Here is a 16512-nt window from a genome sequence, read left to right as displayed (position 1 = left end):
ATCGAGAGTGACAAACTGACCTGGCTTGTAGCTGAACAGTATTGGTGGTTCGGCAACGAAGCGGAATGTTTTTACATCATCGGTCTCATCAATGACCTGTACACAGCGGACAGTAATCTCACCCTTAGTCCATTGCTTTATCCCAGTGCTATTACCATCTACCAGGTTGGCTTCCTGGCTAGAGCCATAGAGCTCTAGGTCTTTGACCAACAACACAAATTCACCGATGCGGATGATGTCATCTTCCTTCAGGAGCCAGTTTTGGTTAACATCAACCTCCTCGTTATTGATCCGAGAGCCATCTGTGCTACCGAGGTCAGTAAAGTAATACTTTCCCCCTTGACATAGAATTCTGCCGTGTACACGACTCACTACAGGACTATCCAAGACTAGGTCACAACTTGGATGGCGGCCAATCAGATACTCACCTTGAATTCCAGTTTCCGGTTTCAGGATTTTTTCCTGTAACTCGTTGGTTTGGTAGTTGATGACTGTAGTCGTAAGCATGTTTTGTGTCACTCCAAATTACCGAACTAATGGGTCAATTGCGTCAATTGCTGAAATTTATGAAGGGATTTTCTGAGTTCACAATTCATCTCAACTTGTCTTCATCGGTAGTACCTTACCCTCGGCCTGAACCACCAGTAAGTCTTTGATAAGTGTTTTACCAGTGGCCATATAATTATCAGCCTTTTTTTTTCTTTTTATGAAAAATTCTCTCTTTTTTCCGGTATATCCTCCTCGTATCACCCTGTTGAATGTACTATCTTCGGAAACCAAGGACTAGTCGTGATCACCTGGTTGATTCTCATTTTGGCGGTCTTTTAGCAGCTTGGTGCGCTGATCAGAGCGATTCTGCTGGCGGGATTCCCTGAGGATAGTGCGTTGGTTACAAGTACTGGTCTTCTGGCGCTCTTTGATGGTGCTCAGTACCTGATAGGGGTCCCGTCCATAGTGGGGATACAAGATCGGTAAGTTTTCCTGCTCCTTACCAAGTTCTTCTAAAATCTGATAATGTTGCTGATCCTTGATACCCAGTTCATCCCGGATCTGCTGGAGAACCTCTAGGCTACTAGCGGAATTGACATGTCCAGATTGGATCGCTTCTCTTAACACCCCTTTGTATACCCCCAAGCGGTATTGTTGGTTAGCACCAGGTAGGGTTTTAGCCAGGATGTGTAATTCCTCAGGTTTGAGTTCATCCACGGAACGACCTTCCAGAAATTCCGAGAAGTCCAGGGGTAGCTTCTTCAGTTGACGGCGCAACTTGTCTGCCAAACTCTCCTGGGTATATTGTTGGGAACTACGACCCCAAGTTCGATAAAGCCATAAACTGCTCACCAGAATCACTACACTCTGAAACAGAAATTGCACTAAAACAGGGAAGCGATTAATTTCGGGACGACCCCCGTAAATGAAGAAGAAGTTAAAGGCAATAAAGGTACAAATGGAAAAGACTCGGTGCAATACCTGCTCGTGAGTGATAGACTTATTTTTTCGCCACAGAGCAGCTTTGTATAGCTTCTCTAGCTTGGTACAAATTACACAACTGAGGACCACGAAGACAAGGAAGGTAAGAGGAGTTGCCACCAGTTTAGGAATCCCAATCGGGTGATTCATGATGTAAAACCCTGGCTTGAAAAGGGAACCTAACTGATTTTCTTGATAGGCCCAAGCCCCAGACATGTAATAATCAAAGTTTCCTGCATACAACCAGGAGTAGAGGAAATAGCCAATCACAAGGCCTAAATAACCGTATTGGACTAATTTCCGACCAGGCTTAGTAAGTTGTTGCCAGTAGGCTTTTTCGGAATCGATATCCATACAAGGGGACTTACAACTGATACAGGCACTTTTTTCAATACCTGTGGTGTAGTCTACGGTGCGACACATGGACTGGGTAATAGTTTTTGGCGGTGTGTTGTGAGCGTCAGTGCCAAGCAATCCCCGTGGTCCAATAAATACCATCTGAACTATGCCAAATGGACAGACATAATGACACCAACTTCTGCCACCATAGAGGAATACCATCATCATGGCAGATACGATAGTCAGGCTCAGAAACAAACCCAGAAGCAAGCGCTCAGAGTTAACAAATAGAATCCGGCAGTTCAAGCCGATAAATAAAATGGCAAACTGGACATATAAATGGTTACGAACCAGCCAAGAATTTTTGCTGATATCCCGCTTTGGCTGTAATCCCAACCCTCTGGGAATTTGGGAGAGAAAGTAAAGTGGGCAAATGCGTCGCCAAGTCTCATGACCGAACACCAAGACAATCATGATGGCGCTAGGCACGATCATGCCCCAAAACAATCGCGCTCCGAGGGCATAGGGTTTTTCATCTAGGCATACTCCCTGGACTTGAACACATGGGTCTCGGGTGAGCATGGGATCCCGAAATAGGCTGAATAGATGATCAGGATCAGTTAAATTGTGTGAGATCGGGTCATAAAACAACGAGAAAATTAATATTAGCCAACTAATCGCTAGCACCAAACGGACTCGGTGCCAACTTTGTTCTGGTACCTTTGACAGCATCACTTTAACCCCCTTTTGCTCCATTGTGGGAAACCAGTTCAGGCATTGCCAGTACCCATTTGGGTACTTCGTAACAGCTAACAGCGAAACCAATTCTGAGGATGAGCATTACCCGTCTTGAGGCATAATTTGCTCTATAACACCAGCAAGAGTTAGGTCAACCCTCTTGAGCTTGAGTTTGTTAGCAACCTAACTAACACCATTGATTTTGAGTCACCAGTTACTTATCTGGTTGAGTCCACAACTTTTATGTCGCAGTTTCCGAATTTGTAACATAACTTTACAAAAAACCCCCAGATAGTTCTAATCTGATGGTTATAATGCAACAGTTTGGTAGACATAGCCCTACTTGCTGTCAGAACGAGAATTGCTTGGATTTGCTCGAAAGTACTCAAAGGTCTACCTGATGGGGTTGGGTGAGTTAGCTTTTTACCAATTGTGAATAGGCTTTGGCTTGGTGATAATAAGCGTTCGCTGAAAGCGGGACTATCGGCAGAGCCGACGCTACGCGAACGTCCATCGCATCTTCATACTCCTGAAGTGCAAAAAGCGCCAATCCCCGGTTTTAGTAACCTCGGAAATCATGGCGCTATCGAGTAATTAACCTGAGGGGAATCAAAACAATGAGCGCCAGAATGGGCGCTTTTTGGGTTTAAGGGTATCGGTTTTGTCCTGATTAACTGGCTTCTGATCAGCCTCTATACCTAATTGTGGAGATTTGGACTCTGGGGATTTTTGATTAGAAATTTCTTTACCCAACGGCCAGTCATTGTCCGCCTGCGATAAAACATAGGTAGCCACATTTTCAATCTCCTGCTCAGTCAGCTTTTTATTGAAGGAGGGCATAGCATTTTTGCCATTGGTTACCTGGGTTTTAATATTTTCCAGGTCATACATCTTATATCGTTTCAGCACAGCTTTCTTCAAGGTTTTATTGGCCATAATCACGTTATTGCCACCGATATGACAAGCAGCACAATTCTGACTAAAAACCTTAGCTCCCTGAGCGGCATCACCAGCGAGGGCTGGACGTTCTAGAGCAAATGTAAACCATACCGTAGCAGTCAACAGGATTGATAGCAGCTTCTTCAAGGGTATTCTCCTTCTGATCAAAACAGATAGCAGGCTACAGAGTGGCCTATAATTATTCCATAGAATGACTGTAAGCCGATTAATAACCCCTGTCAAACCTAAGAAGCAAGACTATAAATAAAGGCAGCAGACCGACTACATATGAATCTCAATAGCCTGGCTGCTCAAAACTTCATACACTATAAATAACCTCTAGCACCATAATTAGCTTAAAATTAAACCAAAATCAACCAGTAATCTATGAGTCCTCTGCCCCATCATCGCCCTAAACAACTCTCCCTAGGTCCATTGGAACGAGAAATCTTGGAGATCATCTGGGGATTAGGTTGCGCTACTGTCAAAGATGTCCATGAACAGATTTTGGCTGACCCAGATCGGGAATTAGCCTATGCTTCAGTGACCACAGTGCTACGCCGCTTGACCCAGAAAGGTTGGCTCAGTTGTGATAAACGACAGCGTACCTTTTTATGGAGACCCTTAGTGTCTCGCCAAGAAGCCCAGGTACTCGCAGCCCATGACCAGCTTAATCGCTTTTTAGCTGTAGGCAATCCAGATGTAGTTGCTGCCTTTGCCGATAGCTTAGATGCAGCAAGTGTGGAACAAATTTCTGCGATCGCACAACGACTGCAAGCAGCACGTCAAAGGCGGAAGGAGGGAAAATAATGCATTTTGTAATGATAATAGCAGCATTAGGGTTGGCTTGCTGGCACAGACGCACAAGCTACCAACTCCCAGCAAGTTGTCCCAAGTGCTGGCAACAGTTACTAGTGCAATTTCTTGCTCCACCCCTACTCCTGCTAACCACTGCTGTGGCTGTGCTATCCATGGGGCCAAAGGGACAAATGATCGGGTTACGCACCGACTGGATCAGCTACTGTCTAGCCCTAGGATTTCTGGTTTGGGCACTAATGTTGTGGCTAAAGTCAGCAAAGCTTGGTTGGCAGTCTTTGCAACAAGTTCGTTCCTTACCTCAAATTTGCTTAATAAATGGGCAATGGCAAAATGGGCAATGGGAAAGAGTTGAAAACTGTTCTGGCTTGACTCCAATCCCTGAATCCCTAGCTAGTCAGGGTCAATTGGCTCGTCTTTTAGACACTCCCATACCCTTTATTGCTCAGATTGGCTTTTGGCAACCGGAACTTGTGGTCAGTCAGGGACTCTTAGAAACTCTTTCATCGGAACATTTAGAGGCTGTGATCACCCATGAGCAAGCTCACCACCATTACCGAGATACCTTCTGGTTTTTCTGGCTAGGCTGGATTCATCGAATCACCGCTTGGTTACCAAATACAGAGTCATTGTGGCAAGAACTATTGAGCCTACGAGAAATCCGTGCTGACCATTGGGCCGCTAAACGGGTTGATGCCCTATTGTTAGCAGAATCACTGTTAACTATGGTTAGTAGTCCGATGATCACTACGGAAAATTTCTGTGCTCCCTTTAGTAGACCAGTGTCTCCCAGTCGCTTCCAACAGAGAATCGATGCATTGTTGACAGAGCCAGAGTCTTCCACTGGTACTAGCTCCTGGCATTACTCCTGGAATTGGAGTTGGTTGCTATACGTATTATTACCCCTATTGGTTGTACCGTTTCACCAATAGACTTAAGGGCAACAGGTAACAGGCCACAGGGAAAGGGGAAAAAAATATTTTTTTTGGCCTTGACGTCGCGACATAGTGATGTAAATATATAAATATATCGCGACAAAAGGAACGAACACAGAAAACACTTAACTAAAACACTTAAGTAAACCCCCTAAGTGTAGTAACTACCTAAGTGTATTAACCAGTGTATTAACCTATTGTCACGATATCACGATATACCAATAGAAGTATATCGGGACAAAATGTGCCAAACTTATAAGAGGACAATCATATGTTGCTCTCTCCCGAGCTAGAGGACAAGGACATTGGTTCACAAAAAGACAGATCCCCGGTATGCATTACTGCGAGGACATATTCCCAAACATCTACTAAAGCGCTTCCGCAACTACTGTGTCGAACACGAGCTTGACTACAGTGAAGGGCTAGAAGATACGCTGACTAAATTTTTTAACTACCTAGACAGCAGCCAACTATCAGCAGTTCCAGTACAAACCCCTACCATTGTTGATCTCATTCATGGCTGGAACTTGGAAGAACTATCACGATTAAGTGAAGTTAGCGTTGAAAACCTGCAAGCCATCTTAGAAGGGAACCGACCCACAGATGATGACTTGATTGGTTTGGGTGTAGTGCTATGCAAGAACAATGGTGAACCTTGGACAACGGATGAGTTAGTGGAGATTCGCGATCGCTGTTTCTACGGTTTTCCAAAATTGTCGAGCAACAACGAGTTGCCAAAGATTCAATAACCGTGATCGGACTAACACCTGCCAATGGTTATTGCTATCAGAGGGGATGTAAAGCGAGAAATTATCGTTTTTTGAAGCGATTTTTGGCTAAAATCAATCCTGCCAGTTACTGTACTATGGAAGCCGTCGGTTACTTAGATCACCAACCATAGTAGTTAGCCATAGTCTCCGTTTGTCCGGTTTAACTTGCTTAACAGCAACACTCACTAGTCAGCGTGTCATTTTAGGTTTCAGTCTTCAACAATGGACAATTTTTTTTTCTCAGGGTGCCATCTATCAGTTACCACCGAGAGTTTCAATATTGAAGCTCCATCACGATTAGCGGCTTATGCTCTAAGGCGACATGCTAGTGAGCTGGCTGTATCTGCTCAAAAACTCAGGCTCCAACGGGCTATTGTATCTTGGCCCGGATGCGAGCGACCTTACCAAATTCCCACCTCCATACTCAGGAGCCAGACAAAGATGACCGGACCAATACGCCAAGACGGAACCTATTTGCTAGGAGCAAACTACCTTCGTGTTAATGATTTTATCAAAGAAAAGCGTGAAGAAGGTCGGATTGTAGTAATTACGTCAATGTGGAATGATGTTTGCTTACATACCAATGACCTACTTGCACCAGAGCGAGGCATTCTCCAACCCCATCAGTGGACTGGCTTTAATTATCGCTACTTGTGGCGTGATAGTCGGGATGAGTACAACGAACTAATTGATCGATTGACTCGGGAGCGTTACATTCCCAAATTCCAGTACACACTGAGGCGTCCCGATGGCACATTAGGCCGCTATGAGACCGATTATTACCTGGTAGATGATTATCTGAACGTACCAGTGCGCATTGGTGTCAGCCATGTCAATGCTTGGGAACTAATATCAGAACCGTTAGCAAGTTAGTTTCCATGTAGTTTCCATTTTCTATCAGCCATCACTCACCACCAAGACTCAAAATCGTTGATCCTGTTACCTAGGTAAGCGGCTTGCCGCTTAAGGATTGACCTTGGCCTAATGGCCACGCTAAGCGAATGGTCACACTACGCGAACGTAATGGTGTTACCTGACTTTCTTGACCGGTCAATTCAGTACGCTCATTCAATAACTGATCGCTGAATCTAATGGTCTACTTGATTGGCCTAATGGCCACGCTACGCGATTGACCTTGGCCAAAAGGCCACGCTACGCGAATGGTCACGCTACGCGAGCAGCTACGTAGCCAACAGCGATTTATTTCCCTAAAACTGTTTGCCAACAAATAACTATGCAAAACCAATCAATTAATTCGGTGCCTTCTGGCAATCAAAACTCTCAAGCCAGCACTAGTGCTTTGGTGAATTATCCAACTCCGAATCATCATGAAAAGCAGCCGATAGTAAGGGGAGGGTATATTTTTGCTCTGATTGTGGCGATGATTTTGGGATTCCAGTCACTGGAAGCTTCCTATGAACGGGTAAATGGTGAGGAAAACATTTCTTTTGCCACCAAGTCGGCTCCTTCTAGTCTCGTAATGGGTGGGTTAACCTTGATTGGCTTGGGGCTAGGTATTGAAATTGATAAATCTACAATCTTATCCAAAGGCAAAGGAATAATTCAACTGCTAGTAAATTCCTGTATTGATGAAGAGGATTAATATTATCTCTATTACCATCGGTAATCGGTAATTGCTAATTGCTAATTGCTAATTGCTAATTGCTAATTGTAATTACTCCCGAGTCATTACCCATCACCCATTACCAAAAAAACGTTCAATTCCATAATTGACGTACTGATTATTCAAGACTTATGGTTTGGTTAGTTGTCTAGTTAGTCACCGGTTGAGTTCCAATTTCAGAAGGAAGACTATCTCAGCTATCTATCTCAGCTATCTATCTCAGCTATCTATCTCAGCTGTATATCTCAGCTATCTATCTCAGCTATCTATCTCAGCTGTATATCTCAGCTATCTATCTCAGCTATCTATTATCTATCTCAGCTGTATATCTCAGCTATCTATTATCTATCTCAGCTGTATATCTCAGCTATCTATCTCAACTATCTATCTCAACTAGAAGACGCTGCTGGCTAGTTTGCAATTAGTCAATAGCATTCATTCAGGGTTGCCAACACCTTTAAAAAGGGTGTTAAATCTACTACTACTTCTAAAATTAACTGTATGACTGTCTTAGATTATTATAGTAAACTTGACTCTAGAAAGCAATGGCTGAACATCACTAAACAATGGATCCAAGGGATTATAGGAAGAAAAGTAGAACAGTACTATACCCCTCTAGTGATCCGACAGCTGCCAGGAAAAGGTTGTAAGTTATTACTTCTGGAAAGAAACACACCGGGAGCGGTCAGCACATGGCGATTTAACTGTGAGCTGCTCCAAAGACAATACTTGCTAATTACTCTAGATAACCTAGCGGATTTAGATAGGTATTTCCAGAGAAGCAATCGCCAAAGAAAACCAGGTAACACCAGAAGAGAAATTGTTAATTTACCGATTAGGAACGTCTCTCATCGCATCGGTATTAGCCTAATTGACCCCTTCAAAAACCAAGAGTGGATTGGGGTATGGGATTTAAACCTAATCGACGATTGGTCAACTTATCACGCAGAAGATTATAAGGCAGAGCAACTAGTGTTATACCTCGGTCGTCGCCTGATTAGTTCCTATGAGTTTATGCCCGACTTTTTTGAGCAACAGATTACAGAAAAGCAATGGTGGCAACAGCGTATTATGACTTTGTGTAAAGCAGATTTTACCAAAGATCACGATATTAATATTACAGCACTGTCAGAAACAAAACCACTGTCAGTAACAAAACACAGGTCAAACTTAATTGAGTTCAGAAGAAAAGTAGGATGATATGATACCTACTTCACTAGGTTAACCTAGTTAACTGCTACGGCACTAAGCAACTGATTTATTGCTGATGGTTAAGGGTTAAGGGTGGAGGGTTGACTGTTAACCCTCCACCGCCAGCAAGATGGTGAGATCCCTTTCAAGTTAACCCAGTTCGATACAGTTGATACTCCCATCGCTAAATCAAAGATTATAGGGAGGGATTCTTAAGAGTACAAAACTCTTAACGGCTGAACCAAACAGCCTCTAGACTCTCCGATTAAATCATTGAGCTTACTTGTCTTTTGGTCTACGCTCTTAGCAGGGGCTTTTCAGCTTGCGCGCAAACCGGCACTTTTTGGGCGCGTTAATATGCATTAATCTTACCATAGATTATCAAAAAGCGCAACAGATCAAGTCTCCAATTCCCCTCCCGCGCTTCATGCACGGGTATAACGGGAGTCCCCAAGGAGTTGAATGATGGCTCAAACCTCTTGTAGTTTTGTTAGATAAGTGGTATAAACCGCTACATATTTAAAAAACGGGGTGTAGTCAGGAGTGATCGCTCAGTCAGTTGCGGTTGACTGGTGCAGATGCGATTGCTCCTGTTTTTTTTTCTGATCAAACGGACACAGTTGACTTGGTTTTCCCTACCTAATATCTTGTCAGGATAATTATCCTGTCTTGATGCAAAGCGCGAGTGGGGGAAACCCCCTTTGGCGGCGCTGCCTCCCCAAGACCGCACTGGCTCCCCAAGACCGCGCTGCATCGCTTAATAAAAATCTCCCGTTTCTCCCGTTTCTCCCCATCTCCCCATCTCCCCATCTCCCCACACCTCCCACCCTCCCCTTAATAGCAGACTTGATATAACTCCCCTTGCTATGCCTAACTAAGGCGGGTGTTCGGTGATCCAGTATGGGTAGTGAGCAATGCGCTAGAGTAGGATAGATAGGGTAATTGAGATTAATTAACGGCGTAAGGAACGCCGACAGAAGGATGAGCTCTTGGCGCGATCGCTTAAATAAATTTGGTGGCAAAACTAGATTTGTAGTTTTTCGTTTGTTTGTACACTTAGCTGGTTCAGAAGTAACACCCTTGCTGGGGGTACTCAATCGTGCGGCACGGGAGGCCGTTGACTCAGACGGGGATTTGAAGGTTTTAGGGGAAGAACTGGTAGCAATTTGTCAAAACCTGCTACAGCTACAGATCTACTGGCAATCCGCAGCGAATGAAGGGGATGTCTTCTGGAAGGAAGGAGAAGCTGGGGACTACGTTAATGAACTGTTTACTGACTCAGCTGGGCGCTATCTGTCTGAACCAGATTTCAGTACACCCTTACCTGACAACGAACCTTTATCGATACCTGTGACCCAAAACGTAATTGTTATGATCACAGTAGCCTACGAAGGGGAAGTTCCTGAACTAGAAACTAACCTAGCTAGTGTTGAGTACCTAGAAGCAGGTCTAAAGGCATTGATTAATCTCCACTATCAGGAAAGTTTGCAAGCTATTCAGGTTCACTTCTCTCCAGCACAGTTGGGTGATGAACTGACTGATGAGCAAATTTTACTTAATTTCCCGGAACTGGTTCCCCTGTAATCAGAATAAAATAGGTTAACAAAATATAGTGTTATAGTTTTCACTATCAGGTGATGGGGTGATGGGGTGATGGGGTGATGGGCAAGACGAACGAAAAATCTTCCCCAAATTGTCTTATTAAAAATTAACTAGCCCATAGCAAAGCGCGATTAGACAATAGTGATTGAAGAGAACAATAGTGATTTAAGAAAACTTTTTTAAGTATATGTTACGTACAATTGCGATTTTTGTTCTATCTCTAACCCTATGTTGGACTACAGTAGGGTGTGGTTCTCCTAACTCAAGCCAATTGCCGCCGAATCGGGGTGGGAATACATCCTTTACTCCGACTCGGTTGAGTGATGGGAAATATCCCGTACAACAGGCAACCTACGATGATGTTAATGGGGTATATACCCTGATGGTACTCAATACTCCTGCGGGTAGTCCACCAGTTTTTCGGAGCAGGGATTTGCAGATGGCACGTCTGACTGATGAGCAGGTTGCTGCTGGGGAAAATACCTATCTGAGTATTGATGACAATCAGCCGGTGATGTACCTAACTGAAGACTTCCGGATTGAATATGTCCACAATGTCACTGAGACTAGACCTAATCCTCAAACTGGTCAACAAGAAACAGTAATCGTGCGTCAGCAATCTAGTTTCTGGGCTCCCTTTGCTGGTGCTTTGGCTGGTCAAGCTATAGGTAGTATGCTATTTCGACCTCAATACTATGTTCCACCAGTTTATCAACCAGGAGGAGTTCTGACTGGTTATGGTGGATATGGTAACAGCTATAGTCAAGCAGTGAACCGATATGAAACACGGTACAAATCACCGCCACCCGTGGTTAAAAATACTCGCTCTTTCCGCACGACTGGTAGCTTAAGAAAATCTCCTGCAGCTAATCAAGCCACTACTCGTAAAGCCTCACCCAACGCTAATCGCTCCACAGGAAGTGGTTTCGGATCAAGTCAGTTACGCACCTCTAGTCCATCTAGTGCTAAGAAAGCCAAACCAAGAAGCAGTGGTTTTGGCAGCACAAATCGATCGCGTTCTGGCTTTGGTAGTAGTCGTGGTGGTAGTCGTTCCTTCAGACGCCGCCGTTAGTTTAGACGCCCCTTAAAAACGCCTAAGAAGCTTCTAAAGGATTTAGAAGCTTCTTATTTTGTTTGACATCCAGATTATTATGTCATTGACTACCATAACCTGACAAGTACAACTGATTTATATAACTGGGGTGCTAGGATTCGAACCTAGGAATGGCGGGACCAAAACCCGCTGCCTTACCGCTTGGCTACACCCCATCGATTGCACTTCTAAGATGATAACAGATCTGAGTGGGAATATGTCAAGTATTTTTTTTGATTATTTTTTCTTTGTTTGGGTGAAAGGGGGATCGGGGGTGATGGTCACCGGAAGGAAGAGAAAGAGAGATTGATTGTCTGACCTATATTGTTTTTATCCCCCCTCTTCCTCTCCAGCCTAGATTCAAGCCGGATAAATCCGTAAACGTCGGTTGGGTTCATCGCCAAAGCTAGAAGACTTGAGGCGATAGTGTTCAACTAACTCGTGTTGCATCTTCCGCACTTTAGGCGATCGCGGCAACAATTCTACGGGTTGGCCTTTGGGAATCACAATTTGCTCAACTGCTAAACGGGCTTCTTCTAGAGCCTCGATTTCATCCTCGCTAACGCTTTGGGCAAATAACTCCAAATCAGCAGCATCGGGAATTGTGGGGTCATCCATGTGCAACAGACGCCGTAATGCCCGAGTAATCTGGGGGATGGAGCTAGCTTTGATGGCGTGAATCGGGATCTGACGAGATTTAGCAATGGACTTGAGCTTGGAGTGGCTTTTGACATGCGATCGCAATCCTAAAACCACATCAGCAGTATCCATGTTTTTTGTCAAGGCCACAGGCAAATTTAGGATTTGGATCACTTGCTCGATTTGATGACGACTAATGCCGTAAGGATAGACCTGTAGTGGCAAATCCTCACCATTGGGTCCTAACATCTCCATCCCTTGACCCAAGCGCTCTTGCTGTGACCAAGACTCAGCCAGCAGCTGTTCAAACATACTATTTTCTCGAGCTGGCTTTGGTTCTTGAAGGGATAGGGGCTTCATCTGCCCAGATGAACGCCAACCTTTTGGTTGGCTAGGAGTCGTTAGGGTAAGGTGACCCTTGCTCCGACCATTTAGGGGAGTGGCAACTGGAGCGCTAGGTAATTCTCGGGTAATGGTGACCTTACCATTTTCATCTTCTGTCCTGACTGGAGGATTTGGTTGACGTCCCCTGAGCAAATTATCAACCGTGTCCGCAACACTTTCGTGTACGACCCAACGCTTTCGCTCTAGCATTTCTACAGCGATTTCAAAGGTTGGGGGGGCTTTGCGCTCCAAAACGGTTTTCTGAGAGCCTCGCCGTCTGGCTTCATCATCGCCTAGGGTGACAGCCTGGATACCGCCTACTAAATCCGAAAGAGTGGGATTTTTAATTAAGTTTTCAATCCGATTACCGTGAGCAGTTCCCACTAGCATCACCCCCCGTTCCGCAATGGTACGAGCGGCCTGAGCTTCTAGTTCTGTGCCAATTTCATCGATAACGATCACTTCTGGCATATGGTTTTCCACCGCCTCAATCATCACCTGATGCTGATGTTCTGGGCTAGCGACCTGCATCCGTCGGGCTCGACCAATAGCTGGGTGAGGAATATCGCCATCTCCAGCAATTTCGTTAGAGGTGTCGATAATCACGACCCGTTTGTCTAATTCGTCTGCCAGAACTCGGGCAATTTCCCGTAAAGCAGTAGTTTTGCCTACACCGGGACGCCCGAGCATCAAAATTGACTTACCAGTTTCGACTAAGTCACGAATCATGCCGATGGTACCAAAGACTGCTCGACCGACACGACAGGTTAAGCCAATAATTTCCCCTGGACGGTTCCGAATCGCACTAATGCGGTGCAAGGTGCCCTCAATTCCGGCTCGGTTATCACCGCTAAAGGATCCCACTCGCTCAACACAGTGATTGATTTGTTCGATAGTAACTGGTGTATCAGAAAGGTACTCTGCCCGATCACGAAAGCGCACTTCTGGGAAGCGACCGAGATCCATAATCACTTCGATCAAACAGTCCCTTTCAGGATGTTGCTCCAATGATGAGCGAATTTCCGCTGGCAAAATGTCTAGTAATTTTGGCAAGTCATCTGTAATTTGTTCACAGTTTGAAATCCCCTGAGTTTTGTCCACTGTTTCTTGGTGTTCCTTGGTAGGTATAGTGGCACAATCTACTTGAAGATTGTCACTTACCTCTGAGGATTGACCACTAACGGTCATCGCCTCAACCAAGCTATTTTCATAAACCACTGGTAATTCTTGATTGAATGACACTTGTTGATCTGAAAGCTTGCTTAGTGGAAAATTCACCATTTGTTTTGCTCAAATAAAGCGATTTCTGCTGTTACGTTTGACCCAGTTTAAATTGCGGTTGTTGAAAATTTGTAACTTATGTCATGTTTAATTTTACTCCTAATACTTGAATGTTTGGATGCCAATTTAATCGAACAGTATTTCTCGATTAAAGTCAAGAAAATGAGATACTCTCGGGGATTTTTTTGACGGCTTTGAGTTGAGCCACCAGGGCATGGGCATCTGCCACAGCCTGCCAGAGCAGATCTGGTACATTCTCAAGGTTTCTAGAGGAGGGATTCTGTCCGAATCCCTGGTGGTGATCAACGTCTTTGTCATAGTTTTGTTCTAACTTTTCTAGAATCGGTGAGAGTAGAACTCGGGCGTAGCTACCGTAAGCCACACCGACAACGTAGGGTAGATTATTTGGTTGTTCGCGTAGCGTGGCCTTTTGGCCAAGGTTGTTGTAAGAACGTTCAACCGGCAACCTATCAACTTGGGCTAGCTTCAAAAGCCTAGCTGCTCTTAGTTTGCTGACGGTGTGGTTATTGGTACCACCAGCTAACTGTACGTATCCTGGTAATCCAGCAGCGATGACTTTTTGAGCGAGTTTGACAGCAGCATGAGTTGTACCCATGCCTATATCCCCACTCATAGGACGTCCATCAGTTTGCCAGATTAGAGGACAGGGTAAAGGCTGGATGAGTTGGTAGATTTCTTTTAGGTAGTCAATCAAATCTTTACCATCTGGGCAGCTAATGGCTAGGAGTTTGAGTTGAGCGCACCAGGGTGCGATCGCATTCCATAGTCTTTTAAAGTCTGGTAAATTCCCGACTTTGGTGTGAATTTCTATAGCATCAACGCCATTGCTTAGAATCAGGGGTGCGATCGCAAAAGGAGCTGATACGTATGAGCGAGTAGTGATCAGCTGATGGGGGCAAACTGGCATACAACGACCACAGCCATAGCAGCGTATGTCGAGCACACCAGAGTAAGCTTCACTGCCATTCTGGAAAGTAATTGCTTGTGCTGGGCAAATCTTTTCACAGGGACGGGGGCAGTCCCCTGGACACAAATCTGAGTCAAATTCGGCTTTTCGGAAATGGGGGTCTTCCCCATCATTCAAGCTCACCATCAGCCATGGTCTGCCACAGAATCCAAACCCTCGCTGTTTGGCTTCATTTCCCATGGTGCTGGCGACTTGTAAGGCATCTTTCGCCGCCGAAATGACCGCCGGGTCAGCTGCCACATCAATACAATCGGCACCGGCGAGGGTGTAAGCCAAGGTTAGGCTTCTAACAGCAGGGAGGTGTTGAAAACTGGCTCCGCAAATGAGCTTGAACCAATCACCCTCCCTTAAGGAATGTAAGGGATAGTAAAGTTCATTCACTCCTATATGCTAAATCTTTAACGCGAAAATGGGGAGACTAATTTTACAATTCGAGTAATGAAAAAGGTTTTTTTTGAGGCGCTTACAAACCTTTCCAGGGGGGGAAATCCCTCAATTGTTTTCCAAAAATGCAGATTTAGGGTAGCTGGTTTTATTCTTACACCAAATGTAGGGGTTGAATTCCTACAGCTGATCTCACTAAAATAATGGTGTCAATTAATTCAAAATTATTTTTATTTCAAAATTGTTTTTATTTCAACCCATCCCACGTGATAATTAGTCGTGGGATGGTTTTGCAACCATGGGAATTTTGGCGCTTCTTCGGTTAATCAATAATCGCGTTAAGCAAGACCTCGGCTAAGGTCATATTCTCCATGTCTTCCAGAGTGACTGTGTCCACGATGTCAAATTGAGCCCCAGCCCCTTGAAGGTCATCATCAAGTACTTTCAGAAACCGAGTTGCCATGGCATCATTACCCACTTGGATCAGTGAAATGCCTAGCTCTTCATCCTTGTCTATTAGCCGAGATGCTTCAATGATCACTCGCATTACAGCTTTGCGGTCATCTGGCTCACCATCGGTTATTACCAAGAAGGTTTCCCCATTGGGTTTGGTTTGCCCAGCCGCTTTGCGCTTAAAGTAGTCATCGGTGGCATCCTTTAGCACACCAGCGAGATCGGTGCGACCCATGGGATCATTTTCTTGGAAAATTTGTTCTACTTTATCTGAGGTAACATTATCGTACCGTCTAAAGCGACTAGAAAACAGGTAAACCGTAATCCCATCTGGATCGAGCTGTTCACATTTTCTGGCCACTGCTAAGGTAGACTCTTGGGCAATCTGCCATCGACTTTTGCTCCTATCTTGGTAGTCTGGGCTAGACATACTGCCGCTTTTGTCGATGATTAACGTATAGTCACGGTCTTCCACGAGTGAACCTCCCACGAAAAAATTTCCTCCTTACCTTATTGCCACCATTTCTTAATCTAGCTTAGCTAATACTGCTCCATCAAACGTGTACAAAGGGTCACATAACGAGACTTTGTGTGTTGATTTCCTGCTTCAACGGGGGCATGGGAGCGGTTAACCCTCAGCAGGCTTACGAGTCGAGCCGTACTCGTTATAGCGTTCTAGGTTCAGCGAGGCATTCCAATCGCGATCAATCTTATTTCCACAGCAACCACAGTCATAAACCCTTTCAGATAAAGGCATTGGCTGTTTATTTCCGCATGATGAACATAATTGACTAGATGGAAAGAACCTGTCAGCTACTACTAACTTGGCACCGTAGCGTTCACACTTATACTGAAGTTGCCGCCTG

Annotated in this window: 15 protein-coding genes, 1 tRNA gene and 1 pseudogene; 8 read left to right on the top strand and 9 right to left on the bottom strand. The window is 44.7% G+C overall.

Annotation, left to right across the window (positions count from 1 at the left end; translation table 11 throughout):
- From F6J99_RS27245 to petJ, 3 genes and pseudogenes are all read right to left on the bottom strand, one after another.
- Positions 1-519: FHA domain-containing protein (locus F6J99_RS27245; protein WP_293117163.1), on the bottom strand; the 519-nt coding region annotated here is incomplete at its 3' end.
- Between the two features lie 264 nt (positions 520-783).
- Positions 784-2565 carry a 4Fe-4S binding protein gene (locus F6J99_RS27240; RefSeq protein ID WP_293117160.1) on the bottom strand — a complete coding sequence of 594 codons (1782 nt, stop codon included), beginning with the start codon at positions 2563-2565 and terminating at the stop codon, positions 784-786.
- A 738-nt stretch (positions 2566-3303) separates the two neighbouring features.
- A pseudogene (gene petJ / locus F6J99_RS27235) lies at positions 3304-3633 on the bottom strand (cytochrome c6 PetJ); the annotation flags it as partial.
- Between the two features lie 240 nt (positions 3634-3873).
- Between petJ and F6J99_RS27230 the strand changes: the two are divergent.
- From F6J99_RS27230 to F6J99_RS27205, 6 genes are all read left to right on the top strand, one after another.
- Positions 3874-4296, top strand: coding sequence for a BlaI/MecI/CopY family transcriptional regulator (locus tag F6J99_RS27230; protein ID WP_293117157.1), 423 nt, complete (start codon positions 3874-3876; stop codon positions 4294-4296).
- The gene (locus F6J99_RS27225) at positions 4296-5234 is read left to right on the top strand and encodes a M56 family metallopeptidase (protein WP_293117155.1); all 939 of its coding nucleotides are present in this window, start codon (positions 4296-4298) and stop codon (positions 5232-5234) included. The genes F6J99_RS27230 and F6J99_RS27225 overlap by 1 nt, the downstream gene beginning before the upstream one ends.
- A 308-nt stretch (positions 5235-5542) precedes the next feature.
- Entirely contained in the window at positions 5543-5986 is a 444-nt protein-coding gene (locus F6J99_RS27220) for a hypothetical protein (RefSeq protein WP_070393877.1), read from the top strand.
- Between the two features lie 243 nt (positions 5987-6229).
- On the top strand, positions 6230-6880 hold the full coding sequence (locus tag F6J99_RS27215) for a hypothetical protein (protein ID WP_293117151.1): 651 nt from the start codon (positions 6230-6232) through the stop codon (positions 6878-6880).
- A 361-nt stretch (positions 6881-7241) separates the two neighbouring features.
- On the top strand, positions 7242-7610 hold the full coding sequence (locus tag F6J99_RS27210; RefSeq protein WP_293117149.1) for a hypothetical protein: 369 nt from the start codon (positions 7242-7244) through the stop codon (positions 7608-7610).
- Between the two features lie 522 nt (positions 7611-8132).
- Complete coding sequence (locus F6J99_RS27205) at positions 8133-8831, top strand: hypothetical protein (RefSeq protein WP_070393880.1); 699 nt, start codon at positions 8133-8135, stop codon at positions 8829-8831.
- Positions 8832-9461: 630 nt separating this feature from the next.
- Here the strand turns inward: F6J99_RS27205 and F6J99_RS27200 are convergent.
- Positions 9462-9632: a hypothetical protein gene (locus F6J99_RS27200; RefSeq protein WP_293117146.1), complete on the bottom strand. Its 171-nt coding sequence runs from the start codon at positions 9630-9632 to the stop codon at positions 9462-9464.
- A 171-nt stretch (positions 9633-9803) separates the two neighbouring features.
- Here F6J99_RS27200 and F6J99_RS27195 point away from each other — a divergent pair, with 171 nt between their 5' ends.
- On the top strand, positions 9804-10406 hold the full coding sequence (locus F6J99_RS27195; protein ID WP_070393881.1) for a DUF1517 domain-containing protein: 603 nt from the start codon (positions 9804-9806) through the stop codon (positions 10404-10406).
- 205 nt (positions 10407-10611) lie between these two features.
- Complete coding sequence (locus F6J99_RS27190; RefSeq protein ID WP_075901316.1) at positions 10612-11496, top strand: hypothetical protein; 885 nt, start codon at positions 10612-10614, stop codon at positions 11494-11496.
- A gap of 125 nt (positions 11497-11621) precedes the next feature.
- Here the strand turns inward: F6J99_RS27190 and F6J99_RS27185 are convergent.
- From F6J99_RS27185 to F6J99_RS27165, 5 genes are all read right to left on the bottom strand, one after another.
- Positions 11622-11693, bottom strand: a tRNA-Gln gene (locus F6J99_RS27185).
- 184 nt (positions 11694-11877) lie between these two features.
- Positions 11878-13821 (bottom strand): R3H domain-containing nucleic acid-binding protein, encoded by a 1944-nt coding sequence (locus F6J99_RS27180; RefSeq protein ID WP_293117141.1) that lies wholly within the window; start codon positions 13819-13821, stop codon positions 11878-11880.
- Positions 13822-13975: 154 nt separating this feature from the next.
- Positions 13976-15190: a circadian clock protein LdpA gene (ldpA, locus tag F6J99_RS27175; protein ID WP_293117138.1), complete on the bottom strand. Its 1215-nt coding sequence runs from the start codon at positions 15188-15190 to the stop codon at positions 13976-13978.
- Positions 15191-15515: 325 nt separating this feature from the next.
- Positions 15516-16136, bottom strand: coding sequence for a VWA domain-containing protein (locus tag F6J99_RS27170; RefSeq protein ID WP_083305269.1), 621 nt, complete (start codon positions 16134-16136; stop codon positions 15516-15518).
- Positions 16137-16274: 138 nt separating this feature from the next.
- Positions 16275-16512: zinc ribbon domain-containing protein (locus F6J99_RS27165; protein ID WP_293117135.1), on the bottom strand; the 238-nt coding region annotated here is incomplete at its 5' end.

This window comes from Moorena sp. SIO4G3, assembly GCF_010692305.1.
GTDB lineage: Bacteria > Cyanobacteriota > Cyanobacteriia > Cyanobacteriales > Coleofasciculaceae > Moorena > Moorena producens_A.
Note: the sequence above shows the minus strand (reverse complement) of the source record. Positions and strands in the feature narration are given on the sequence as shown.